The following is a 24,324-nucleotide window of genomic DNA, read 5'->3' on the forward strand; positions in this document are numbered from 1 at the left end:
CAGGTGCCGCCGTTCATAGCGGTCACAATGATGGCTCGGGCCCGCTAGACCGCTTTTTGCCCCTCATCAGCGCAAGATATTCAACCACCTTGGAAGCCGGACGCCAGCCAACAACGTTCCCTTCCGAGCTGAATTGCTGATCTGTTCGCGTCTTGGCAAAAGGTTTTAGGCGATCTTTCGCGTAGTTGTTGGGCAAGTGATAAACCCAAGACCAAGATGGTGTGGTCAGGGCGCCCGGATCGACGGGTGACACGTAACGAGCAGCAAAGCCCTCCGGAGGATTTTCAAAACACAAGCCCATTGCTGCGCGACAAGCAACATCCCAGTCTGGCCGCACCAGCTTGCTGCGCTCGCGGTCAAACGAGGGTGTTTCCACGTACTCAAGTGCGAGCTCTCGGTCCAAGATGAACATCGCGTTAAATGGATAGTCGAGATTGATAAAAGCATACCCATCCAGATCCACACGATTTCTCGAGCTCAAATCGCTCACGCCGACCTGATCAACCAGGTAGAGATGATTATCAGCGTCGTTGTATTCGATGCGCTGAAAGGACGGGATTAGCCTTCTCCCCTTCAGCATCTCTCGATAGCGGGTGAAGTAGCAGAAGTTGTCGAAGGACAGCAAAATATCATCTTCGACGTATATGAAATGCGTGTAGGTCGATTCGGCACTAAGAAACCTCTCCGAAATGAGATGCTTGTGGCTCCACGGCAAAAGCCAGGGAGTGGCAAGTTTTGGGAAGCTCTCAATCGAAAGGCCTTTTGTCGACTTTGAGCGCGCGGGAAATGGCCTGAAAAGCGGTCCACACAAGTCTGTAATTTCCTTGAGCGCTCCGTCCCGGTCAACATTGGTGGTGATGACAATATCCAAGGCTTCCACAGGATACTCGCAAAGCGCTCGAATGACCTGAAAAAGATATTGGAGGCGTGATTCTCGGAAGTGAAAATTCACCGCGGCAAGAATTCGAACGGGACATTCAGTCACACCAAGCATGCTTTGCTACCTTCATCCGAGCATTCTGAGAGTTCACTGAAACCAATATCTGCGAACCTTCACGGCTCGCGGATGCTTTCGTCCAGGCCGCGAAGCAGGGGATACAGGAAATATGAAATGATGGTGCGCCGTCCCACGTTCAGTTCGGCCGTGACCGCCATGCCCGGGATCAACTGCATGCGTTCCTGCGGCAGGCGAAGACGCGTTTCGGACAGGTCAATTCGCACGCGGTAATAAGGAGCCGTTTGGTGACGCGCGCCCTCACCCTTCAGGTCAGAAGAAAATGAGTCCTGACTGACGACGCTGACCTCTCCCGTGCCAGTGCCGTATTTCTGGAAGGGAAACGCTTCGAACTTGATCCGCACCGGTTGTCCGACCGTCACTTGGCCGATATCCCTTCCTTCCACGTTGACTTCGGCCTGGAGCGGCGCGTCCCGACGAACGAGGAGGAAGAGAGTTTCGGCCTCGCGAACTACCGATCCGACCGTCCGATTGGCAATCTCGAGGACCACTGCGTCTGCCGGGGCCTGCAGCACGATCAATTGCCGGCGGAGCTCGGCCTTCTTGAGATCTTCGGCGTTACTGTCACGCTTGGCCAAGGTCTCGACCAGGTCCTGATAGGCGGTGCGGCGAAACTCCTCCGCGAACACCTTTTGATCTGCCCGAGCTTTGTCCAAACGATGCGAATTGTCGACGATACTGCCGCGAACGCGCGCCAGATTGCTCTCGACCTCGAGCCGCGCATCGCGGGAAAGCAGGAAGTTCAGCTTTGAGCCCACCTCCTTGGCCATCAACGAACTTCGCATGTTCTCGACGAGCTGCATGTTGTCTAGGCGTTGAACCAGGACCGCCTCTTCATCCTGCGCCGTCTTCAGATTGGCCTGCGCGGAAGCGATCTGCGCCTGGTAGTTCTGGAACTGGGCGTCGTAGGCGCTCTTTCTCTGCAGGAACACCTTCTGCTGAAGCATCTCGTCGGCATTTGCGGGATTCCTGACGACATACTCCGTCGCGTCCAATTCCGCGCGGAGCCGGGCGATGGCCGAGTCGAAGGCGGCGACGCGGATACGCAACTGGTCGAGATCTGCTTGCGAGAAGGTTGGATCAAGAGTCGCCAACACGTCGCCGCGGTTGACGCGATCGCCAGGCCTGACGTTGATCTCCCGAATGACCGACGTTTCCAGCGGCTGCACCACAAGATTGGGGTGGGTTGTGGTCAGCTTGCCCTGTGCGGTTACGATCATATCCACTTGCGACAGCGATGCCCACGCGATCGCGACCGCTATCAGCGCAACAACAGCATAGAGCATCATGTGTGCGACCCGCGACGGCACCCGCTGCTCAATCTCAAGCGCGTCGGATTGGAATTCCGTGACCACGCGTGGCTGCGGCAAGGCCGCCGACCTGAACATCGCTCGGCGCCGTCGATCCGTCTTTCCGACCGATTCGTCGGGCCCTCTGTTCGCGGGAGATTTCACCGTCCTGCTCATGCGACTTGCTTCGTCTGTTGGTTCCAAAGATGGCGGTAGATCGTGCATTTCGACAGCAGGTGGTCATGACGGTCGATATCGACCACGCGCCCACGGTCGATGACGAGGATCTGGGCGGCCTCCGCCAGCATCGAGAGGCGGTGCGAGACGATGATGACGGTTCTTCCTGCCGCCAGGCGGCGCAGATTACGCCTGATGATCATTTCACTCTCGGAGTCGAGTGCGCTGGTCGCCTCGTCGAGAATCAATATGCGCGGATTGGTGATGAGAGCTCTTGCAATGGCCAGCCGCTGTTTCTGGCCGCCAGAGAGGTTCGAAGCCTCCTCCTCCAGCATGGTGTCGAAGCCGCGGGGTAAGCGCTCGATGAACTCGTCGGCCCCCGCTAGCTGCGCCGCTCTAACGACTTCCGCAAAGGTCGCATCGGGCTTCACGCAGGCAATGTTCTCGCGAACCGTTCCGCGAAACAGGAAATTGTCCTGCAGGACAACTCCAAGATTCCGGCGCAGGTGTGAGAGATCGAGCTCCCGGGCATCATATCCGTCAATGCGCAGCAAGCCCTGCTGCACCGGATACATTCCCGAAATCAGCCTTGTCAGCGTGGTTTTTCCGGAGCCGCTCCGGCCGACGATCCCGAAGATCGAGCCGGGCGCGATGGAGACGGAGACTTGATCGAGCGCCGGCGCTCCTTCCGGTCCATAGCGGAACGACACACTCTCGAACTCGATCTTTCCCGCAAGGTCTGGGCGCAGGCCATCGCTCTTGCCATCACGCTCGGGTTTCTGGTTCATCACCTCGCCGAGCATCTTAACTGCGAGCGCAACTTCCTGATATTCATGCACCATGGTCACGAGCTGGACGAGCGGCCCCGAGACCCGTCCTGCCAGCATGTTGAACGCAACGAGCGCGCCGATAGTCATTTCGCCGCTGAACACATCGAGCGCGCCCAACGCGATGATCCCGAGCGTCATCATTTTCTCGAGGAATCCGGTAACTGCCTGGGCGACTGCCGAAATCTTCTCAACCCCGAAGCGCATCGTCACCGATTGAGCGCAGCGTTGGTCCCATACCCTGCTCTGCACTGGTTCCATCGCGAGCGATTTCACCGTGCGCATGCCGTGAACGGTCTCGACAAGAAGTGCCTGCCGCGCGCCCTCGGCCTGGTAGAGCTCATAGAGACGACGCCGAAACGGACCCATTAATAGCGTGACGACGGTTGCACTGATGGCAGTGAAGGCCAGGACTACGCATGTCAGTTTGATGCTGTAGAGCGCCAACACTGGGATGAAGACGAACAGCGATAGAGCATCGAGCATGGTCAGGAAGAGCCGGCCCGTCAGGAATTCGCGAATCCGCGCGGCCTGCTGCATATGCTTTACGAGAACGCCGGCTGAAATGTGCTCGAAGAACGTTACCGGCAGCCCGAGGAGGTGGCCGAATGTCTTGGTTGCGACCCGGATATCCACCCTGTTTGTTGCGTAGAGCAACAAGTAACGTCGCAAGAAGCCGAATATCGCATCAAAGGCGAGTGCTGCGGTTGCGCCGGCCGTGAGCACGTAAAGCGTCGTGAAGCTCTCGTGTACAAGAACCTTGTCAATGACAAGTTGAAAGAAGATCGGAAGCACAAGGCCCAGCGCATAGAGGAGAATCGCGGCAAGCGCGACATTGCCGAACAGCCGCCATTGCCGGAGAAGTTCGGGTACGAACCACCTCAACCCGAACGTTCTCCGACTGTCTGACGACATATTCTCACGCTTCGTCAGGACCACCTCACCGGCCCAGCGCGCGCAGAACCGGTCTTTGTCAATGATCAGGGGCTCGTGCTGGCGATCGGCAAGTGGATCGAATACCGTTACCGCCTCCACGCCGTTTGCCCCCTGCCCGGCGCCAAGGACAACGATCCAATTCTCGTTCGTGAGCCGGACGATGGCCGGATAGGCCTCTCCCAGACGGCACAGCGCGCCCCAATCGAGGCTCGCAGCTTTTGCGCGAAGCCCGGCCTCGCGTGCCATTCGCAACAGCAGATCCGTCGCGAGAGCCCCGCCGTCGGTGGCGTAGGCATGCTGCAGGCGGTCGGCAGGCAAATCGACGCCGTGGTGAGCTGCGACTTTGGCGAGACATTCCTGTGCGGTTCGAGCAGCCGTATGCGGGGGTTCGGCGCAAACCACAACTGAGCTGTCGGCGCCGCCGAGTTCAGCTGAAATTACTCGAGACATTCGGAGACCGTAGGCTAATCGTGGCTGAGGGGACGCGCTCGGCAGACGTAATGTTGTGCGGAGACTCCGCTGTCCCCGGCTGGTTGCGCCGGATCGCGCCGGCATCAATCAGGCCCTGAAGAGCGTTCTGCATCACTTCGACTGAGTTCGCGAACGATTCCACGGAGAAGATCAGCCTCTGACACAAGACCTTCTTGGGCTCGTTATTGGCGTCACGCTCGTTAGGCGAGAGGCTGATCAGATCGACCCGTACGATCGACCCACCGACCGTGATCTCGTCCACTCCATCGGTGTAGATTTCTGCGTGCATTCCAGACTCCTATGCTGCCAGCTGCGGCCTGAAGAGGACGTCCACGGCGTAGCTGTTCGAGTTAAAGGTGTTGGTCGGAAAGAGGCTCCCGGTCCCATAGGCGTAGACGCCATTGCCGCCACTGGATGCGGACGCGGGAGCCGTCAGTGGTCCGTTGGTAAACGAGTTGGCAAAGAAATTTGGGTCCGCCGAGTAGTTTCCCGCAGTGTGGTAGGACGCGATGTAGGTTGTCCCCGCCGCTATCGTCACGGGCGTGCTGAAATTTAGCTGCTGCCAGCCGCTTGCCGTCTCATTAGTGAACGTTGCTGTGGCCAGTAACGTACCCGTGCTGCTCCAAAGATCGGCGACATGGATGCCCGTGTTGTTCGGCCCCTTGTAGAAGCGCAAGCCGGTGATGTCGCCCGCAGTGGAAGCCTGGAATTTCATACCAAGCTCCACCGAATTTAGATCGTTAACCGAAACCACGCTCGGCGTCGGGTTGGAGCTGAATAGGCTTACTGTTGAGGACGAAGTAGTCACGGTCAGAGAGACCGACGCACTGGCGGCGCCGCCGCGACCATCGGAAATGGCATAGGCGAACGACGCCGGTCCGGTATAGCCGGTCGTCGGAGTGAAGGTCACGGTATTGGTTTGGGGGCTGAAAGTTGCCGTGCCGTTTGCGGCACTGCTGACGCCCGTGATCGTCAGCGGATCCCCGTCCGGATCGCTGTCGTTGGCGAGCAGCGCAGAGGTGGGGATATTGAGCGCGGTATTCTGCGTCGTGGTGAAACCGCTGTCGTTGACCGCGACCGGCGGCCGGTCAGTGCCGCCGCCGCTTGAGGCGGTAAACACCACGTCGGCCCAGTAGTTCGAAGAAGCGAATGTGTTGGTCGGAAAGATCCCAGCGCTGCTGGTGCCACCATAGGAATAGACGCCGTTGCCGCCGGATGAGGTGGACGAAGGCGCCGTCAAAGTTCCGCTTGTAAACGCGGTGGTGAAGTAATTGCTCGTGGCGACGTAGGCACCATTGGTGTGATACGAGGCGATATACGTTGTATTGGCGCTGATCGTGACGGGCGTCGCCAGATTGACCGTCTGCCAGCCGCTTGCCGTGGTGTTGGTGAAAGTCGCGCTGCCGAGCTTGGTGCCGGTCGAGCTCCAGAGGTCGAGAAGGTCCGAGCCGGTGTCGCCGGGACTGCGGTAAAACTTCAGCGCGGTGATTTGGCCTGCCACAGAGGACGTGAACTTCACACCCACCTCAAGTGGCGTACCATCATTCAACCTGGTCTGGGCCGGCGTGTTCGAGGCGGTGAATAGGCTTACTGTTGAGGACGAAGTAGTCACGGTCAGAGAGACCGACGCACTGGCGGTGCCGCCGCGACCATCGGAAATGGCATAGGCGAACGACGCCGGTCCGGTATAGCCGGTCGTCGGAGTGAAGGTCACGGTATTGGTTTGGGGGCTGAAAGTTGCCGTGCCGTTTGCGGCACTGCTGACGGCCGTGATCGTCAGCGGATCCCCGTCCGGATCGCTGTCGTTGGCGAGCAGCGCAGAGGTGGGGATATTGAGCGCGGTATTCTGCGTCGTGGTGAAACCGCTGTCGTTGACCGCGACCGGCGGCCGGTCAGTGCCGCCGCCGCTTGAGGCGGTAAACACCACGTCGGCCCAGTAGTTCGAAGAAGCGAATGTGTTGGTCGGAAAGATCCCAGCGCTGCTGGTGCCACCATAGGAATAGACGCCGTTGCCGCCGGATGAGGTGGACGAAGGCGCCGTCAAAGTTCCGCTTGTAAACGCGGTGGTGAAGTAATTGCTCGTGGCGACGTAGGCACCATTGGTGTGATACGAGGCGATATACGTTGTATTGGCGCTGATCGTGACGGGCGTCACCAGATTGACCGTCTGCCAGCCGCTTGCCGTGGTGTTGGTGAAAGTCGCGCTGCCGAGCTTGGTGCCGGTCGAGCTCCAGAGGTCGAGAAGGTCCGAGCCGGTGTCGCCGGGGCTGCGGTAAAACTTCAACGCGGTGATTTGGCCTGCCACAGAGGACGTGAACTTCACACCCACCTCAAGTGGCGTACCATCATTCAACCTGGTCTGGGCCGGTACGGTAGAGGTGGTGAAGAAGCTCCCCCCGCTACCTGTGATGTTAACGCTGACCGTCGCAGGGCTCGCCTGCGTATTGACACTATCATCGGTCGCGCGCGCTTCGATGACTCGCGCACCGGAGAAGGCCGGCGCAACCCAGGAATAACTCCAGCTCGTCGTTCCGGTCGCAGGGTGCCAGGTCGTGCCGCCATCGGTTGAAACTTCGATGCCCGCCACCCTTCCACCAACGTCCGATGCGGTACCCGTAATCGTGACCGACTGACCCTGACTGAAGCTCGTCCCGCCCGTCGGGGAGCTGATAACGGCGGATGGCGCAGTGTGATCGGTCGACGTCTGGGCTGCCACCAGACCCGTCTGCAGCGTTTGCGGCATCACTCCCATGTCGGCGAACAGGTTGACCATTGATTGCTGCACGACGGTGCTGACTGGTGCAGTGAGACCACGGTATGGAGCGTACTGGTTCGATAGTCCCCAGGACCACATGACCGTGCCGGCGCCGAAAACCAAAGCGCCGCTGGTCGGATTACGGTAGAGCGTGAGGCTGTGCGTGGCCGTCCCGGAACCGGTCGTCGCCCCGTTATCTAGCAGCAGCGAATTGACGTTTCTTGTCGTCGACGACAGGTCAATCAACCCGCCTGGCCGGAAGCCGTTGTCGAGGTCGCTGTCCCATTCGTAGCCGAGCAGCCGGGTCAGCGTTCCTCCGTTGCTGCTGGCAATGCTGGTGTTTCTCCAAAGGCGCAGCTGCGACATGCTGGCGGGAATCGTGATGTTGTCGAGCGATTGAATGTCGTCGACCGTGAAGATCGTGCCGGAAAGCGCGTTCTCCGGAGTTCCAGGTCCGTAAACGGGATCGCGAAACAGGCCTGCTCCGCCGTTGGAGGCGCCGTTCGGGTCCAGTTGTGTGCCGCTCCAGATGTCCTTGTACTCGACAACGGTCCGATTTGGCGTATGGCTGGCATCGAAGCTTGGAGCAAGTTCGGTGTCCCAATAGATTTGATTGCCGCTTAGGAAAGCGAGATCGACACCTGCATTGGCGGCCGCTTTGACATTGGCGAACTGAGATTGGGTCCAGTATTCGTCATGGCCGACATCGATGTAGGCCTTGGTGTTGAGCAGCGACCCAGCGGTGGTCGCGGCATCGATACCTGAGATGTAGCTGACGTCATAACCGTTTTGCTCCAGCCAATAAATCGCCGCGTATTCCTCGCCAAAAAGGAAATCCGCCGGCCCGGCCTCATTCGACGTCGAGTTCATCGCAATCGGACGATTATAGCTCACCGCATAGGCGCGATCGCTGTTCGTACCGCTGGGGCCTTGATACAAATTATATCCGCCCCAGGGGTTGTACGCTTCCCAGGTCTGGTCGCTGGTCTGGAACAGAATGTCCGAGATGGTGCCATCATTGCGTACGATGAACGGAATCATGTTCTGGAAATTGCCAGTATCCGTCGTCAGCTTTGCAAAGTAGATGCCGGAAACGGCGCTGGCCGGAATTGTCCATGAATCTGTAACGGACCAATTCCCGGCATCGACCGTGTTGGTCGCATCATTGAAGATGGGTTCCGGCTGATTGGATGCTCCGCTATGGTGCATGCTGGTGACAAGGCGGGCACCGTTGCCGCCATAGTAGCCGAGTCGATAAACATCGAGAGTGTAGCCGCTCGAGGCGGCATCGACCTTGAAGGAGACTGTCTGTCCAGCATTAGTGCTGATCTGGGTGGCAAATCCCTCAATCTGCGAGTCGCCTTGATTGGCAATCGAGCCGTGGATTGACCACACGCTCTTGGGCGTACCCGCCAGTTGATTCTCCGTGACTATCTCGTTGCTGGCGTCGCTGAACGTCGCTGTCGCTGTGCGGCCGCCGGAGGTCGCGACGAGCTGCAACGTGGCATTTGTGGCGCTGCCATCAGCTGGCACCTGCCATTGCGAGACCACCGTGCCGTTGGGAACACCATCCAAGTCGCCGCGCCCGCCGTCCTTTATCGTGAAAGGCGTATAGACATCGGCAATGCCGTTAGCGCCGGGCGCGCTCAATAGGTCGGCAATATTGAATGTGACCGACGCTCCCGAGCGGATGCCGGCTGCGGTAAACGTTGCCGTACTGCCGGGTGCGTAGTCCGCGCTGTCCGTCATTACGGACAGCGAACTTTTCGGCAGAGAATTGACGGCAGATCCGCCATGTGCGCTGAGATCCACCAATTTCGAGTACTGGCTCGGCATTCCCGCAGCCGCGTTGGGCTGGTGCTCTGACCCGCTGACAGGCTCCGCGCGCAGCGGGGTCCAGAGCCCCTCAAATGCGGATGGACCGGAGTCGTTGCTCGAATTGATCCAATGAGTGGTGCCGGCGCTCGATATCGATGATGCCTCCTGATGGTCAGGCACGGATGAGAACGTCGGACGCCCCGCGTTGGAACGGGCCACCAGGTTTGCTGAACTCGAGAGCAGAGCGGCGAATCTCGACTGGAATGGCGGGATACTGAGTCCCGGCGTCCCGCGCAAACCACCACGCGACAGCAATGCACTTGCCGCCTGACCAGGGTTGATACCCGCAATTGCCCTGGACCGGAGTTCCGGCCCGCCGACGGGCTGGTCTGCATTCGGCGACATCCAAAACTGATTCAACACTGGCGGCGCCCAAGCGCCGGGCATGGGCCACAACCATGCGCCTCGCGCGATAGCATCTGACCAACCATCGCCCTCCTCCAGCAAGAGGGGCCCGGTACCTTGATCAAGGACGCTCGCCTTTTGGTTCAGCATGACGGGCCTCTCGAAATCAGCACAACAGAATGCGATTCAATTAAGAATTAAATTAACCGAGATTTCAATACATTTATTATAACATTCAATTTAAACGACGAAGTTGCAAGATTTCATTGAGATACCTGCCATACCCGCTCTTCTGCAGCGACTCGGCAAGGGCGAGAAGTTGACCACGATTGATGAAGCCGAGTCTGAAGGCGAGCTCCTCAAGACAGGCGATCTTCATTCCCTGCCGCTTTTCCAGGGTCTGCACGAACGACCCGGCATCGATGAGAGACTCGACCGTGCCCGTATCCAGCCAGGCAAACCCCCGCCCCATGCGCTCAACGTGTAGCGTGCCGGCTGAAAGGTAGCGCATCTGAAGGTCGGTGATCTCGAGCTCTCCGCGCGGCGATGGCTCGACGCGACGGGCGTAGCGGACAACACAATTGTCGAAAAAATACAGCCCCGTAATTGCCCAGTTCGAAGCTGGCCGTCTGGGTTTCTCCTCAATCGATACTGGACGGTCCGCCTCATCAAACGCAACGACGCCATATCGTTCTGGGTCCCGCACGTGATAAGCAAAAACTGTTGCACCTTCCTCGCGTCCTGCCGCCCTGGCAAGCAGTTCGCTCAGGCCATCGCCGAAGAAGATATTGTCTCCAAGCACCATCGCCACGCGATCCCCGCCGATAAAATCGGCACCAACAATGAAGGCGTCCGCGAGACCGGCGGGACGGGTCTGTTCCGCGTAGCTGAGCCGAATGCCCCATTGGCTCCCGTCCCCCAGCAACCGCTCGAACTGACACCGGTCTGACGGCGTGGTAATAATCAGAATCTCGCGGATCCCTGCCAACATCAGCGTCGACAGGGGATAGTAGATCATCGGCTTGTCATAGATCGGGAGCAGCTGCTTGCTGACCACGCGCGTGATCGGATAGAGGCGCGTTCCGCTTCCGCCAGCCAGCACGATTCCCTTCAACATCGGTTTCTCCTCCGACTAGCTGGTCAAGACAGGCTTCGAGCGAATGGCGCCAAGGTCCCAATCGAATCCCGAACACGCGTTCGGCCTTCGATGAATCCAGGCGCGAGTTTCGTGGTCGACGTGCAGCGGTCGGAAACTCTTCAGTCGTGATCGCCTCGAGCGCCGGAATCCGCGCTCCACGACGGGACAGTTCGTCGAAGATAGCCTGCGCAAAGTCGTACCAGCTTGCCTCGCCTTGACCGGCGAGATGAAAAATGCCGGCCGTGGTTCTCCGATCGTCCGTTACTGACCGTTCTGCGATCCGAAGGACGGCCTCCGCGAGGTCGAATGCGTAGGTCGGATTTCCATGTTGGTCCCCAACAACCCTTACCATCGGCTGCGTCTTAGATAGCCGCAACATCGTTCGAACGAAGTTACCGCCATAGGGGCTGTAAATCCACGAGCACCTGATCACGGTCGCGAGCGGATGCGCGGCCAATACAGCAGCTTCGCCGGCAAGCTTTGACGCGCCGTAGACATTCAACGGAGCGGGAATGTCACTTTCCTCGTACGCATCCGGTTTTGCGCCGTCGAACACATAGTCGGTCGAGAGATGGATCAGCGGAATGTTCATCTGCCACGCGACATCTGCCAGCGCCGCCGCGCCGTCGCGGTTGATGCTAAACACCTTCGCTGGTTCGGATTCGGCCTGATCAACCGCCGTATATGCGGCCGTATTGATAATTGCAGATGGCGCGATCGACCCGATGAGCTTGTGGATTCCTTCGCGGTTCTCTAGATTGAGCTCTCGACGCCCGAGGGCCACCGCCGGCAGACCGCGCATTGCAGCGAGATCACGAAGACACGTCGCCAACTGACCATGCCGTCCGGCAATCAGGATGGGTCGATCTGTCATCTTCACCTCAGTGTTGGGCAGCCAGAAGACCGAGACGCGAGCCGTCATAGACATCGCAGCGAGCACGCTCCCACCATGCACGATTTTTGAGATACCATCCGACGGTTTCGGCTAAGCCTTGTTCGAAGGTTCTCGTCGGTTCCCAGCCAAGTTCGCGATGTGCCTTTGACGCGTCGATTGCATAGCGGGCATCATGTCCCGGACGATCCGGCACGAAAGTAATGAGAGATCGTCTCGCTCCCGGGCCCGGAGACACTCGATCCAGCACGTCACAAACCTGGGTAACTACCTCCAAGTTGGATCGCTCGCCATCTCCGCCGAAATTGTACTTCTCGCCCGGCCTTCCTTCGTGCAGCAGTCTTATCAAGCCGGCGGCATGATCATCGACGTGAAGCCAGTCGCGAATATTTTTGCCGTCGCCGTAGACCGGCAGAGGCTTGCGGTCGATCGCATTGAGGATCGTCAGCGGAATGAGCTTTTCCGGAAACTGGTACGGCCCGTAATTGTTCGAGCAATTCGATACGATGACCGGCAGACCGTAGGTTCTGAACCACGCGAGTGCGAGGTGATCCGAGGCGGCCTTGCTCGCCGAATACGGCGAACTCGGCCTGTAGGGCGTGTCCTCGCGAAACAGGTCGTCCGGGCCCAATGAGCCGTAGACTTCGTCCGTCGATACGTGGATGAAGCGGAACTGCTTCCGTCGCAGAAACGGCAGACGTTCGTAGTAAGTCCTGGCAGCCTCCAACAGCGTATAGGTCCCAACTATATTGGTGTTGACGAAGTCGTCGGGCCGGGTGATCGAACGGTCGACGTGGCTTTCGGCGGCCAGATGTATGATCGCATCCGGCTCGTAGTCGGCGAGCGCGAGATGCATAACCTCTCGATCGCAGATATCGGACTGCAGGAACGCATAAGATTCCAGTCCCTCGATGCTCGCCAGCGAAGCCGGGTTGGCTGCGTATGTCAGCTTGTCGACGTTGATCACTGCGGCACCGGTCTGCTGCACCAAACGGCGACACACCGCAGAACCGATAAATCCCGCTCCGCCGGTCACCAAGATGCGCATTTCACTCATCCCCACTACTCGAAAACGCAAGCAAACTGGTTGAGCGCAGGAAGCGTCTGGTCCCTCGGCGAGACCTGAGCCTCTGAGGTTGTCACGGGCCACTTGATCCCCAATGCTGGATCTGCCCAATAGATACCGGCGTCATGGCTCGGGGCGTAGACCTGGTCGACCTTGTACAAGACGACGGTCTGGGGCTGTAGCGTACAGAAACCATGCGCGAACCCCTTCGGAATAAACAGCTGCTCACCGCTTTCACTATCCAACTGAATGGCGATGTGCTTGCCGAAGCTGGGCGATGAGCGCCGGAGATCAACAGCAATATCGTGAATAGCTCCGTTCAACACCCGTATGAGCTTCGCCTGGGCGAAGGGCGGTCGCTGGAAATGCAAGCCGCGTACAGTACCGATCCGATCCGAGCTGGACTGATTATCCTGAACGAAGTCATGGAGAATTCCCTTTGCTGCAAACGCCGATCGCTGGAACGTTTCACAGAAGTAGCCGCGGGCGTCGGAAAACCGATCTGGGCGAATTACTTTGACATCAGGGATCGCCAAGGATCGCAGTTCCAGCATTGGTACCCTCCTGCCCGCCCTCAATTCGGATCGAGCGTCGATGCGCTGGACCATAATCCAGCTGGAATTAATTTCCCGCCCTCTCGATCCGGCTTCCAAACGCACATTATTTCCGATGGAAATGCTGACCAACCGTAAACCACTGAAATACCTTCTATTTAATCCGCGTAGATCAAAAGGCACAGCCAAACTGTTGTTTTTCAGTCTCGCTCCAATTAATATATGATTTATTTAATTTGGCAAGCGGAGTTTTATAAGCTATATAATTTATCGCCGTCTCGCTGGCCTCTTTAAATGTGGTGTGCGGGCGGGCGCCGCAACGTGACCCACCGTCCGACAGGTACGTGATGCTTCATAACAATCTTCAACACACGGATAATCTTCGGCTGCCTATGACCGAGCTGGCCCAACCCGTTCAGGCGGACGGCGGAGGAATCAGCGAGGTCATTAATCTCGGCATCGGCCTTCTGCGACGCCAATATCTCATGATCCTTGTCACTGCCGGGCTCGTAACTGCAGCCAGTCTGCTCTATCTGCGGTTGGCGTCTCCAACCTACACCGCGCAGGTTCAGATCCTGTTGGCTAATCCAAAGCCTCAATTCGTCCAGCAGCAATCCCTTATCACCGAGCCGGCTTTCGATCTCAGTCAAATCGAAACCCAGCTTCAACTCCTTCGATCAAAGGCCGTTGCGGTTGCGGTCATCGATCAGTTGAAACTGACGGACGATCCGGACTTCAATGGGTCAGAGCTGTCTCTACAGTCGCTTTGGCAGCGAATTCGGTCATGGGCCTCGCCTGGGCCGAAGAAGGATGGTCCGCCCGATACGCAGACCGGACCGTCGGACGCAGTCGTAGACGCATTTTTGAATCGGCTTTCAGCAGGGCGTGTCGGGTTCAGCAACGTCATTGAGGTCAATTTCAACTCGAGCAACGCAGCCCGAGCCGCGGAGATCGTCAACGCGGTAGCCACTACTTATGTTGCGGACCAGCTCAATGCAAAATTCGATGCCAATCGCAGAGCAACAAGCTGGCTGCAGGACAGGCTGCGCGATCTGGGTGACCAAGCCCTTGCTGCACAACGCGCCGTCGACGCCTACAAGACCCAGAACAATATCGTTTCTTTAGACGGAAAGCCGATCGACGAACAGCAGATCACAGAAATCAACAATCGGTTGGCTGCCGCACGCGCCCAGACTTCTGAGGCCGCGGCCAAGTTGGCTCGGTATGAATCTCTCCTTGCCTCCGATCCGACAAAGCCGTCCTCGATGGGCAATCTGGATGCTATCGGAGCCGATGCGACAAACAGTCAGATCATTACGGGGCTGCGCCAGCAGTATCTAGAACTCATGAGACGTGAGGCCGAGTTGACGGCCAGGGTTGGTCGCGACCACCTGGCAGTCGTCAATGTCCGGAACCGCGTGCGGGAATTTCGCGTCTCCATTTTCGACGAAGTCAGGAGACTTGCCGAAGTCAGCCGAAGCGAATTCGAATTCGCCAAACAGCGCCAGCAAGAAATCGAAAAGCAGCTGTCCAAGGCCATTTCGCAGTCCCGTTCAGTCAATTCTGCCGAGCTGACTATCAGGGATTTGGAAAGCCGGGCAAAGGGCTTGCGTAGCTTGTACGAGACGTTCCTGCAGCGTTACATGGGATCCGCACAGCAGGAGACATTTTCCATCTCAGAAACGCGGGTACTTTTTCCCGCTTCACCGCCGGCGAGCAAGAGCAAGCCGAAGACAAGTCTGGTACTGGCGCTCGGCATTCTCGGCGGTCTAGCGCTGGGCGTCGGTTTGGCGCTCCTCAGAGACCTCATGGACCGCGTCTTTCGTACCTCCTCACAAGTAGAAACTGTGTTGGAATTGCCTTGCCTATCCTTGGTCCCATTGTTGCCGGCTCGCAAATCCGCGAAACTACCAGTTCGCTCTCAGCCAACCGATGATGATGTTCAACAACGGATAGTTCCGTCCCCAACGGCAATTCATCGGACCGTGGTCGGGATGCCGCTATCTCGATACACCGAGGCAATTCGCTCCATCAAGCTAGCCATCGACCACAATCCGGCGAAAATCTCCTCCCAAGTCATCGGCATTACCTCGGCCCTGCCGAATGAGGGGAAGACTACGATTGCAGCCTCGCTCGCGCAATTGATCGGACACACCGGCAAGAAAGCCATCATCGTTGATTGCGACCTCAGGAATCCCTCGCTATCTGCCATCTTTGCGCCCCAAGCTGTCGCCGGAATCATCGAAGTTGCGAACGGCAGCCGCTCCCTGGCGGACGCTATCTGGCGGGATCCGACGACCAATATTGCATTTCTTCCCGCCGTACGGCGCGGACCCCTGCTTCACACCAGCGAAATTCTGTGCGCCGATGCGATAAGCAAGCTGTTCGACCGTTTGCGAGCTGACTATGACTACGTCATCGTCGACCTTCCTCCCTTGACCCCGCTGGTTGATGTCCGAGCCACTTCATCTCTAATTGACGGCTACATTCTCGTTGTTGAATGGGGCCGGACCAAAATAGATGTCGTGCAGCACGCACTGCACACGGCACCCAACATTCATGAATCGCTGATTGGGGCAGTTCTCAGCAAGACGGATACCAAGGCAATGGCTCGATATGACGGCCATCGGAGCTATTACTATCATGACAGCCACTATATCCGTTATGGCCTTTCCGGCTCTTGATGCTGTCTCGTAGCGGCCTGCACGTTCTCCGGCCACCGGAGTGGCCGCACCACACCATGGTGTTTACATGATTATCTGGCTTGTCCTGTTAGCCGAGTTTGTGGCGATCACCGCGGCGCTCGCAATGCCGGAAAGCCTGCAAAGCTTGGGATTGGCATCATTCATACTAGCAACAGCCGCGCTGATTGTAGCGCTCTTTCCATCGCCCGCCTCCCTCGGGCTCACCAAGCTGCTCCGGACTGGTCCCGTCGTTGTGCTCGCGGCTCCGGCCCTTTGGATGGCGTTACAGGTGGTGCCGATGCCTATGGACACGCTCGGAAATCCCATCTGGGCAACTGCTTCGGCGGCTTTAAGCGAGCCCCTCGCCGAAAAAATCACACTCGATATGGGGGCGACTATGCGCTCGCTGGCGCAGTATTGCGCTGTGCTCGCCGCGGCCCTCGTCACTGCGGTCATCACGCTTGACCGATATCGCGCAGCGCAAGTCTTGCATATACTACTGTCGATAGCCACGATTGCCACGGCCATGTGGTTCGGCAAGGAAACTGCCGGTGTCGCCGGGCCCGATGGCGCAACCGTCGCAGTGCTCGGCGTCTTGCTCTCCTGCGCCACGGCAATACGCGCGGCCGATCAAATAGCGCGGCACAGTCGGCCAGGAACAGTTGCGCCAGTTCCGTTCCTTGCACTGTCCGCCGCGACCATCGCAATGATTGTCTGCTTGGCCGCGCTGCTCATTCGGACCAACTCCACCGCCGTCGTCGCCGCCCTCCTCGGATCAGCAATCTTGCTCTCGGTTTTCGTTATTCGCAGGTGGTTCTTGGGCTTGTGGGGCACCGCTGGCGTTTTCGCAACCGCCGCAATATTCTTTATTGCCAGCGTAACGGTTATTCCGTTTAGGACGAACACCGATGTGACGATCGCCTTGTCAACGAGCAGTCAGATCGCGACAGAACGGATGCTACAGGAGGTCAGGCCGGCGGGATCCGGTGCCGGCGCTTCGACGGTCCTTTTGCCGCTTTATCGGGACATTGGAATCGGCGCCCCGCGAGAAAGGCCAACGGCTGCCGCCGCAATGGTTATAGACATGGGCTGGGCGTTCCTTTGCGGCCTTGTAGTAATAGCGATGCTCGGCGCTTGTATTCTGATCAGGCGTTCTCTGTCACGAGCTTACGACTACGTGTACCCCGCCTTGGGCGCCGGTGCTTCGATTGCACTGACGATCCTGGCCTTTGCCGACCATGGAATTCTGGGTTTGGGCGCATCGCTTTTGGTCGCTGCGCTTTTTGGGCTGGCGTTCGGTCAAAGCGTCTCCGGTGCGGGCCGTGAGGCCATATCCTTGGAATCGAAAGGGGCTTCGGACTGGATGGCCGGTCCAGCTCCGGCGTCTCGTCCAAGGCTCGCGCCAGCGTTTGCCATCCCATGGCCGCGCGCTGCTCTGGCGGTGCTTGGAATAGCGCTGATCATACAGACGATATGGATGGTCCTCCCTGGCCGGTATCTCGGAGGTCAGTCTTCTTTGTCGGCAGCTGTTTCGGCCGCAGCAGCATGGCCAAACGGGATCTCGAAACCAGTTTCGGCTGCGGCAGCGCATGAAGACCTTTGGATCCGAGGGGAATCACGATCCCGTGGAGATCCGGCTCTCGCCGCGGACGAGCAAAAAACGGAACTTCCGGCAGCGTCGAATGCGTTTGCCCGCGCGCTGCGCTCGTCGCCGCTCCGCGGCGACATTTGGCTCATGCTCGCGGCGGCGCCGAAACAGAATTCGATCCAGACGGCAGCCATGCTTAAGATGTCGTACTATACTGCGCCGAACGATCTGGATCTGCTTCCATTAAGGCTGTCCGTCGCGCTCGCTACAGATGCTGTGGTACGCGAGCTTGAATTTCGGGACTTGATCAAGCGGGACGTCAGCCTCGTCGTTACGCGTCGACCTGCTATCAGACCAGCGCTTCTGGCCGCGTACCGGTCAGCCTCGGCCGAGGGGAAGATCTATCTCGAGAACTTAATTTCGGAGCTCGATCCGACCTACCTCGACAACATGCGCGCGCGGAATTCGCGACAGGGATCTCGATAGGATCCTCTGAGCAGTGCGACATATTTAAATGGCGGAAACCAGGATTTTTCTCTTGATAAATCGGATTAATTAATAATATATTAAATATTAACTCGCGGGTGTCCCGACAATGAATTTCGTGAACCGACATTTCCCCGACCGGGAAGTTACGGATCGTGTCAGTCCCGGGCCGATAGTATCCCGCCAGCACAAATGGCCTCTCCGTTACGACTCGATCGAATACGTGGCGCTCTGTGCGGATATTGCGACCGTTGTTTTTGCGAGCGTCGTTTCGACGTGGCTGAGCCAAGCTCAGAGTGGATGGGCTGCAGGCGACTTAAGCAACGCACTTGGCCTGGCCCTAGTCAGCGCAACATGTCTCGTTTGCCTCTTGAAGACGCACGGCCTTTATCGGCCAGCCGAGCTCCTCGTCCTGCGAAGTCAGATGCGCGCCGTCTGGATTGCATGGGCGTCATTGTTGTTCTTGATATGGGCCGGGTACGGTTTTGCAATTGGTTCGGGCTCTTCTCACCAAGCGGGCACACTTTTCGCTGTCCTGGGCCTGGGCTTGCTTATGGCCGAGCGGTGGGGAGTGAGAGCGCTTCTCGGGAAGGGCCTGAGCGGCAGAAAATTCGCCAGCACAAACATTGTTCTGGTCAGCGACCAGCCGCCATCGAAAAACGCCGGACTGCCTGAAACGCTGGCGATGCATGGTTATTGTGTCCGAGGCCGGTTCAGCTTGCCCCCAATCGGCTTCGGTCCTGCCTGTCGAAGGCGGCTCACGGCTCGCGTGATTGACTACATTCGCAGCTCCGAGCTCGACCAGGTGGTTGTGGAAGCGACCCCGGAACGATGGCCCGAACTTCGGGCCTTCGTTGCCGACTTGCGGGTCTTGCCGCTACCGGTTGTGTTCGTGCCGGTCGGTACGACATCCGAATTGCTTCGACACCCCACGCGAAGCCTTGGAAGTACGGTTTGTGTTGAACTCCAGCGTGGGCCGCTTACGCAGCTGGACTGTGCGACCAAACGAATCATTGATCTTTTCGGCGCCGCGCTCGCCTTGACGATACTTGCCCCGCTGCTTGTGCTGGCCGCACTTGCAATCAAGCTGGACTCGCCCGGCCCCATATTCTTTCGACAGCAACGCTGTGGTTTTAATGGCCGGATCTTCCTGATCCGCAAATTCCGGACGATGCATGTGCTCGAGGACGGGCCCGCGATCCTTCAGGCCCGTCGCCTCGACCGACGGGTGACCCGCGTCGGCAAATGGCTGCGACGGACAAGCTTCGATGAACTGCCACAGCTGTTAAATGTGCTCGACGGCAGCATGTCGCTGGTCGGTCCGCGTCCTCATGCCTTGGCTCATGACGGAGAATTTGACAAGCTCGTGCGGAACTACGCCCTACGCCGTAGGGTCAGGCCAGGATTGACCGGATGGGCCCAAGTCCATGGCTGCCGCGGTCCAACCCCCACAGCCATCACGGTCGAAACACGCGTACAATACGATCTCTGGTACATCGACAACTGGAGCCTTCGGCTTGATCTCGTAATCCTGCTGCGAACTCCCCTCGAAGTGCTGCGGGGACGCAACGCCTATTAGGCCACAGGATCACGGCACTGCGGCGGCCATTTAACCCCAACCACCCCGTCGAACAGTGCAGATCAGGTTACGCGCGCTGACGAAGCTTCGGACTTGCATCCCCTATGCGAAAGTCCTCAATTCTCCGGCCAGACTTCATGGCAGCAACCAACCACCGCGGCCGCTTGCCGCGCCCCGACCAGGTCTCGGAGGTCTGGGGGTTCCGGTATTTCGGCAGCACACGCGGATATTTGCGTCTCGCCTTGGCAGTCGGAGACACGCCCGGTCCGCTTGAGTCCGCCAAAACAGCCGCCCCGCCCCCGAGAACCGCCAAGCGCTTCTCCAGTTCGTGCTTTTCTGCCTTAATTCGGTCCGATAAGATCCCGCTAATTTCCTCATGAAGCGACCAGAGATCGTCAAGGGACATTGATTCTAATTCGAGTTTCTTAGCTGGCATGCTCGCACCCTGTAGTTGCGCCAAACTTAATATGCCCCGCATCGACATTAATCAAGATGGTGAACTAGATTTACCCAACAAAATGTATGGAACCGCACTTAATCCGCATTCCCAGATAACTGCGTCGCAGCAATCAATCAAGCCGAAACAATGGGCTATCCGCATAATCTAATTGCTGAGCGGATAAATTCACACGTCCAGCGGGCAGCCGTGGAACCATTCAAGCGAACTGATATGATGAGATCACATCGAGCGCCGGTACAAGTCATCCGCGACGCAATATTCTCGATGAATATGGTCGGCGTAGGCTGTCCTTTGTTCTGGGCAATCTCGATATTGCAGCCTTCGGATATGCACGAGCGCCAACGAACTCAATGTCCCTCAGCCCAAACCGCCTGAACTCGATTTGAGCTTCAGGTCCCGAATGTCCGAGGGGCCAGCCGGGGAAGGATGCTCCGACTGTGCCGCCGAGAGGAACTCGATTGAGAGACTCCCCTTTCTTGCTTTGCAGCAAGTCGTTGATCTGCCTACCCCCATTTAATAAAATAACCCTAGTAATAATTATTAAATAATATACTATTTATTTACTGTAGCGTCGATTTGAAGCACTGGCTTTGGTCCATCGTTGATTTGGGCGTTCGGGCAATGATGTGCTCGTAAGCTGAGGATGACAGATGGATCAGGCGTCAGTCAAACGGTGACGAGAATGCTATGCGTCGGCAAGATCTCGAAGCCATGGACTTTGAGGAACTCTGGCTCCTTCACGAAGAGCTGACAAAGATACTTGCCGAAAAGATCACTGTCGAGAAGCGAGAACTCGAAAAACGTCTTGCGCAACTCAACCAGCCGGATCAATTCGGTGAAGCTGAACGCCGGGCCGCCAACGCTGGACCGAGCGAGCCGCCGCGCCGCAAATACCCGAAAGTCGTGCCAAAATACTTCAATCCACTCCGCCCGACGGAGACTTGGTCGGGGCGTGGCAAACAGCCGCGCTGGCTAGTTGCCGCGCTCCAATCGGGCCACACGCTCGAAGAGTTCAGGATTCGCGAAAACGACGAGTCGTCCGATCGGAATGCCGGTGGACAAGGGCATTAACTCCGCGCAACTGCCGACATGTCGTTTGCTAAAATTGTTTGGCCTTGAAGGCGTGCGAGCGTTGCTGGCTTTACACCTTTCCGACACGAACGGCGGTGGCGGCCCTCAACAGGAACTTCAAGGTGTCCGTTCTTGGCACGGACCACAATCCAGGCCGGCGCATGCCGGTTTGCGTGCAGCCAGAGGTCGCCTCCCGCCGGTAGTTTCTGAGGTCCAGGACGGTCATTGCGAGGAACGGCACACGTGTGGCCGGAAAGCGCGCTTGCATTAATTGTCGCATGAACTGCAGACGAGGAATCAGCCGAGTGCGCATTGAGCGCGGGATCTCGACCCCAAGCAGCGCAGCAAGGGCGAGCAGTTGGGTTTCGACCGCGTTTTTCATCAATTCGCCCGAGACATGAGAGGCAAGTTCCTGCCAGTCCAACCCTTCAGAATCGTTCAAGTCGCGCAACCCAACCAGATGCCGGAGATCGAGTTCGCCAAGCCAGTAGCCGTAGTCTTGGAACTGATCGTGGATGATCAACATCAGCGCTCGATAAGTGGGCGTCGGGACGTACACGCGTCCGCGCCCCAGCAGCGCGGGGACGCAATGGTCCAGGGCATGTCCCGAGCCAGCATAGAGGTAGGCGGGGCCTGGAGCGGCCCGCTGCAGATCGATGGTTCCGACATCCCGCGGTCGACTTAGCTCGACATACCACCTCCGGCTTTCAGGGCGCGCTTGATCGTGAATTTCATAGCCAATTGCGCCCAGAGCGGCGACCGCCCTTTCAGCTTCGTCCGGCATGACCATAATATCCAGATCACACATCAGCCGAACTCCCCGCCGCTCGACAGGTGCTGTGGCTAGCGTTGCCGCACCCTTGAGCAACACCGGCGTAACTCCCTGGCCATTCATCGCAATGACGGCCTCTTCCAATTGACCGGCCAGCCGATCGTTGCGCAGCACGTTTCGGCGATGGATCTGGCGGATATAGGTGCACACGTCCTCTGGCAACACCGATGCAAATTGATCGACGAAGTCAATGAGCGCAGGCGTCGTCAACGTCTGGTTTGCGAGCCCGATGACGGAGGTCCACTCCACTTCGACGGGCGGCAAGCCTCGCAAGCAGTTGCATAGGCTTGTCAGTGCCGCACTATGCCTTGTCATTGCACAAGTCCATCAGCAGCTGTCGAGCCTGTGCCGATTCCGAATAGATAAGTTGGAACGATCGCGCGCCCGCAACAATCCGCTTCAAAGCGAAAAAGCCGGGCTGCGACAGCTTCCCGTCTGCGGCAAAAGCGCCCTCAATGAGCCGCTTGATCGAATCAAGTTGATCCAGGGGGGTCAGCTCGACGGGGCCGCTTGCAACCCGGTTCAGAAAGATGATCCAGTTGGCAGAGAGGCTCCCATTGTGCGCATCCGGAATCGGCAAATACCGCACTTCGGCGCCATCGGACCGGCGGTGCGTCACGTCGTTCCAATCGCCATACAGTCGGGATAGCAACCGCCACGATCCCTGCTTGAGGGTGAGGGCAAATGGGATGCCGCAGATCGTTCCGTCAGCCCCAATTAGCGCAACGTCATCGCCAGCATACTGAAATCCAGCGTCGACCAGTTCTAGTGCAAGAGTCGACTTGCCGGCTCCCGGTTGGCCGCACAGCAGCAAGCCCATGCCGCACTTTACAAGAGAAGCGGCGTGGAGCGCGAAAGCCCACTGATTGCTTCGGATAAGTCGCTCGGTGATGTGAGCTTTGATTGTAGGGGCCAGAGCTGCGGCTTCACATCTTTGGATGCTCGCGTCATTCCCGCGGAAAAATACCCGATCGCCGAGCATCATTGTCTCGATCGCAATATCCTCCTCCTCGCCGCTGTCGTCCGTAACACAAAATAGCGAACTCAACTGTTGTAAGAGGTCCCGATTTGCAGCCCGGACGCTGATCCTGCGCTGACCAAGAACAGTTGAGAAGGCACAATCGGCCGACCTTCGCCAGTCGAGATCGAGCACCCCCCGATCGATCCAGACGTTCATCGCCTGCCACGTGAACTCGCGCGCTGCGCGCTCGCCAATGCCTAGCTGCCCAAGCTCCTGATGGACGTCTTCCAAAGAAGCGCCTTGTGCCAACTTGCACCAAATGAATGCCCCTAGCTGATCCAACTCATAGAGCTTCTGCCTTGTCTCGCTGAAAAGCACTGATCGACCGTCCACCAGCGCGAAGACTGCACCCGCGGCGGGTCTCAACACCATCTCTGCCGATGTTTTTTCCAGCATGGCTATGCCCGATAGGAACGATATCTGTTTCGGCGCCGTGTCGACGCGGTGGCGACAACATCCTGCAATGTCCTGTCCGCGGCGCGTTCAAACGAGCTGCAGTTGCCGAGGAAATTCGGTTTGATCGCCGTGCTACAGCGGCGCAAATCCACCTTCAGTGCGGATGCACATCGCCTGACTGGGATTCGTTTCGAATGACCATACGGCCCCGGGTCACGCCGCCAGCTGACCACCCTCGTTCACCCCAGATGGAGAAATATTCAACACTTGTCCTCCGAGAAAGGTCGCCGGCGCGGTCAACCGGTGAGAGTCCAGCAGATAGCGGTAAACTTCGCGAGCAGCACTCCGCTCTCGTAGAACGCGCTCCCTCTCGCTGATGCTCGCTAGTTTCTCGCGCATTTGAGCCAACTGCTTCGCAGCCGAGGTGGAGTTGCGCTTCTTCTGGACTGATTCCCGCATCGTCTCCTCCGACCAAAAAAATGACGAAAACAGCTTACGTCATTGACAACAATTAACAACGAGATTTATATGATCTCAATATAATCAATATTTATTTCATGTTTGAACCGGATGCAACCATTCAAATACCAAGAAGCGGGTCCTGCGTCGAAAACAGCCGACCAAGAACAGCGTCGCAGAAATCGCCGCGATGATCTTGGCCTCCTGCGTGCAGGACAGCAAAAAATAAAACTTGACGAGAGTCGCAAACCAGACCGACAGCGCAAGGCTTAATTTGCAGGATTAAATTCTAACAACGAATATTTCGCTGACGAGAGTGGAGTGAAACCGGTGATCGAATTAGCCAATTTGCCCATCACGGGCGACATGATCGTCTTCGTCGCGAGCGGCATAGCACGCGCAAAA

Annotated in this window: 17 protein-coding genes; 4 read left to right on the forward strand and 13 right to left on the reverse strand. The window is 57.9% G+C overall.

Annotation, left to right across the window (positions count from 1 at the left end; translation table 11 throughout):
- Positions 1 to 22: 22 nt before the first annotated feature.
- The 9 genes from BRA1253DRAFT_RS07920 to rfbC all read right to left on the reverse strand — a co-directional run bounded on the left by BRA1253DRAFT_RS07920 (position 23) and on the right by rfbC (position 13,343).
- Positions 23 to 994: a hypothetical protein gene (locus tag BRA1253DRAFT_RS07920; protein WP_007592868.1), complete on the reverse strand. Its 972-nt coding sequence runs from the start codon at positions 992 to 994 to the stop codon at positions 23 to 25.
- A gap of 59 nt (positions 995 to 1,053) precedes the next feature.
- Positions 1,054 to 2,370 carry an HlyD family type I secretion periplasmic adaptor subunit gene (locus tag BRA1253DRAFT_RS07925; RefSeq protein ID WP_035995007.1) on the reverse strand — a complete coding sequence of 439 codons (1,317 nt, stop codon included), beginning with the start codon at positions 2,368 to 2,370 and terminating at the stop codon, positions 1,054 to 1,056.
- Positions 2,371 to 2,477: 107 nt separating this feature from the next.
- Positions 2,478 to 4,694, reverse strand: a complete 2,217-nt coding sequence (locus tag BRA1253DRAFT_RS07930; RefSeq protein ID WP_007592870.1) for a peptidase domain-containing ABC transporter — start codon at positions 4,692 to 4,694, stop codon at positions 2,478 to 2,480.
- Positions 4,672 to 5,004, reverse strand: a complete 333-nt coding sequence (locus BRA1253DRAFT_RS07935) for a hypothetical protein (RefSeq protein ID WP_007592871.1) — start codon at positions 5,002 to 5,004, stop codon at positions 4,672 to 4,674. Before BRA1253DRAFT_RS07935 ends, BRA1253DRAFT_RS07930 begins: the two co-directional genes overlap by 23 nt.
- A gap of 9 nt (positions 5,005 to 5,013) precedes the next feature.
- Positions 5,014 to 9,843, reverse strand: coding sequence for a DUF4082 domain-containing protein (locus tag BRA1253DRAFT_RS07940; RefSeq protein ID WP_007592872.1), 4,830 nt, complete (start codon positions 9,841 to 9,843; stop codon positions 5,014 to 5,016).
- Positions 9,844 to 9,928: 85 nt separating this feature from the next.
- Positions 9,929 to 10,810, reverse strand: a complete 882-nt coding sequence (gene rfbA / locus BRA1253DRAFT_RS07945; RefSeq protein ID WP_007592873.1) for a glucose-1-phosphate thymidylyltransferase RfbA — start codon at positions 10,808 to 10,810, stop codon at positions 9,929 to 9,931.
- Complete coding sequence (gene rfbD, locus BRA1253DRAFT_RS07950) at positions 10,719 to 11,759, reverse strand: dTDP-4-dehydrorhamnose reductase (protein WP_245285878.1); 1,041 nt, start codon at positions 11,757 to 11,759, stop codon at positions 10,719 to 10,721. Before rfbD ends, rfbA begins: the two co-directional genes overlap by 92 nt.
- Positions 11,713 to 12,771: a dTDP-glucose 4,6-dehydratase gene (gene rfbB, locus BRA1253DRAFT_RS07955; RefSeq protein WP_007592876.1), complete on the reverse strand. Its 1,059-nt coding sequence runs from the start codon at positions 12,769 to 12,771 to the stop codon at positions 11,713 to 11,715. The genes rfbD and rfbB overlap by 47 nt, the downstream gene beginning before the upstream one ends.
- 14 nt (positions 12,772 to 12,785) lie before the next feature.
- Positions 12,786 to 13,343, reverse strand: a complete 558-nt coding sequence (gene rfbC / locus BRA1253DRAFT_RS07960) for a dTDP-4-dehydrorhamnose 3,5-epimerase (protein ID WP_007592877.1) — start codon at positions 13,341 to 13,343, stop codon at positions 12,786 to 12,788.
- A gap of 392 nt (positions 13,344 to 13,735) precedes the next feature.
- Here rfbC and BRA1253DRAFT_RS07965 point away from each other — a divergent pair, with 392 nt between their 5' ends.
- The 3 genes from BRA1253DRAFT_RS07965 (at position 13,736) to BRA1253DRAFT_RS07975 (ending at position 19,680) form a co-directional block, all read left to right on the forward strand.
- Entirely contained in the window at positions 13,736 to 16,027 is a 2,292-nt protein-coding gene (locus BRA1253DRAFT_RS07965) for an AAA family ATPase (RefSeq protein ID WP_035993001.1), read from the forward strand.
- 67 nt (positions 16,028 to 16,094) lie between these two features.
- A complete protein-coding gene (locus BRA1253DRAFT_RS07970; protein ID WP_035993004.1) occupies positions 16,095 to 18,101 on the forward strand; it encodes a hypothetical protein in 2,007 nt (668 codons plus the stop codon).
- Positions 18,102 to 18,210: 109 nt separating this feature from the next.
- Positions 18,211 to 19,680 (forward strand): exopolysaccharide biosynthesis polyprenyl glycosylphosphotransferase, encoded by a 1,470-nt coding sequence (locus tag BRA1253DRAFT_RS07975; RefSeq protein ID WP_007592880.1) that lies wholly within the window; start codon positions 18,211 to 18,213, stop codon positions 19,678 to 19,680.
- A 67-nt stretch (positions 19,681 to 19,747) separates the two neighbouring features.
- Here BRA1253DRAFT_RS07975 and BRA1253DRAFT_RS07980 read toward each other — a convergent pair whose 3' ends face one another.
- Complete coding sequence (locus BRA1253DRAFT_RS07980) at positions 19,748 to 20,116, reverse strand: H-NS family nucleoid-associated regulatory protein (RefSeq protein ID WP_007592882.1); 369 nt, start codon at positions 20,114 to 20,116, stop codon at positions 19,748 to 19,750.
- A gap of 711 nt (positions 20,117 to 20,827) precedes the next feature.
- Between BRA1253DRAFT_RS07980 and BRA1253DRAFT_RS41240 the strand changes: the two genes are divergently transcribed.
- Entirely contained in the window at positions 20,828 to 21,211 is a 384-nt protein-coding gene (locus BRA1253DRAFT_RS41240) for an H-NS family nucleoid-associated regulatory protein (protein ID WP_007592884.1), read from the forward strand.
- A 70-nt stretch (positions 21,212 to 21,281) separates the two neighbouring features.
- Here BRA1253DRAFT_RS41240 and BRA1253DRAFT_RS07985 read toward each other — a convergent pair whose 3' ends face one another.
- The 3 genes from BRA1253DRAFT_RS07985 to BRA1253DRAFT_RS07995 all read right to left on the reverse strand — a co-directional run bounded on the left by BRA1253DRAFT_RS07985 (position 21,282) and on the right by BRA1253DRAFT_RS07995 (position 23,919).
- Positions 21,282 to 22,307 (reverse strand): nucleotidyltransferase family protein, encoded by a 1,026-nt coding sequence (locus tag BRA1253DRAFT_RS07985; protein WP_245285879.1) that lies wholly within the window; start codon positions 22,305 to 22,307, stop codon positions 21,282 to 21,284.
- Positions 22,308 to 22,344: 37 nt separating this feature from the next.
- Positions 22,345 to 23,460 (reverse strand): hypothetical protein, encoded by a 1,116-nt coding sequence (locus tag BRA1253DRAFT_RS07990; protein WP_007592888.1) that lies wholly within the window; start codon positions 23,458 to 23,460, stop codon positions 22,345 to 22,347.
- Between the two features lie 213 nt (positions 23,461 to 23,673).
- Complete coding sequence (locus BRA1253DRAFT_RS07995; protein WP_007592890.1) at positions 23,674 to 23,919, reverse strand: hypothetical protein; 246 nt, start codon at positions 23,917 to 23,919, stop codon at positions 23,674 to 23,676.
- Positions 23,920 to 24,324: the final 405 nt, after the last annotated feature.

The sequence above is a fragment of the Bradyrhizobium sp. WSM1253 genome, from assembly GCF_000244935.1.
GTDB classification, from domain to species: domain Bacteria; phylum Pseudomonadota; class Alphaproteobacteria; order Rhizobiales; family Xanthobacteraceae; genus Bradyrhizobium; species Bradyrhizobium canariense.

What these genes read in the sequence shown, in the direction of transcription:
- BRA1253DRAFT_RS07980 (WP_007592882.1), bottom strand. Translation starts at nt 20,116, where the DNA reads ATGCCAGCTAAGAAACTCGAATTAGAATCAATGTCCCTTGACGATCTC.
- BRA1253DRAFT_RS07920 (WP_007592868.1), bottom strand. Translation starts at nt 994, where the DNA reads ATGCTTGGTGTGACTGAATGTCCCGTTCGAATTCTTGCCGCGGTGAAT.
- BRA1253DRAFT_RS07970 (WP_035993004.1), top strand. Translation starts at nt 16,095, where the DNA reads ATGATTATCTGGCTTGTCCTGTTAGCCGAGTTTGTGGCGATCACCGCG.
- rfbB (WP_007592876.1), bottom strand. Translation starts at nt 12,771, where the DNA reads ATGCGCATCTTGGTGACCGGCGGAGCGGGATTTATCGGTTCTGCGGTG.
- BRA1253DRAFT_RS07940 (WP_007592872.1), bottom strand. Translation starts at nt 9,843, where the DNA reads ATGCTGAACCAAAAGGCGAGCGTCCTTGATCAAGGTACCGGGCCCCTC.
- BRA1253DRAFT_RS07995 (WP_007592890.1), bottom strand. Translation starts at nt 23,919, where the DNA reads ATGCGGGAATCAGTCCAGAAGAAGCGCAACTCCACCTCGGCTGCGAAG.
- BRA1253DRAFT_RS07935 (WP_007592871.1), bottom strand. Translation starts at nt 5,004, where the DNA reads ATGCACGCAGAAATCTACACCGATGGAGTGGACGAGATCACGGTCGGT.
- BRA1253DRAFT_RS07930 (WP_007592870.1), bottom strand. Translation starts at nt 4,694, where the DNA reads ATGTCTCGAGTAATTTCAGCTGAACTCGGCGGCGCCGACAGCTCAGTT.
- BRA1253DRAFT_RS07990 (WP_007592888.1), bottom strand. Translation starts at nt 23,460, where the DNA reads ATGCTGGAAAAAACATCGGCAGAGATGGTGTTGAGACCCGCCGCGGGT.
- rfbC (WP_007592877.1), bottom strand. Translation starts at nt 13,343, where the DNA reads ATGCTGGAACTGCGATCCTTGGCGATCCCTGATGTCAAAGTAATTCGC.
- rfbD (WP_245285878.1), bottom strand. Translation starts at nt 11,759, where the DNA reads ATGTCTATGACGGCTCGCGTCTCGGTCTTCTGGCTGCCCAACACTGAG.
- BRA1253DRAFT_RS07965 (WP_035993001.1), top strand. Translation starts at nt 13,736, where the DNA reads ATGACCGAGCTGGCCCAACCCGTTCAGGCGGACGGCGGAGGAATCAGC.
- rfbA (WP_007592873.1), bottom strand. Translation starts at nt 10,810, where the DNA reads ATGTTGAAGGGAATCGTGCTGGCTGGCGGAAGCGGAACGCGCCTCTAT.
- BRA1253DRAFT_RS07975 (WP_007592880.1), top strand. Translation starts at nt 18,211, where the DNA reads ATGAATTTCGTGAACCGACATTTCCCCGACCGGGAAGTTACGGATCGT.
- BRA1253DRAFT_RS41240 (WP_007592884.1), top strand. Translation starts at nt 20,828, where the DNA reads ATGCGTCGGCAAGATCTCGAAGCCATGGACTTTGAGGAACTCTGGCTC.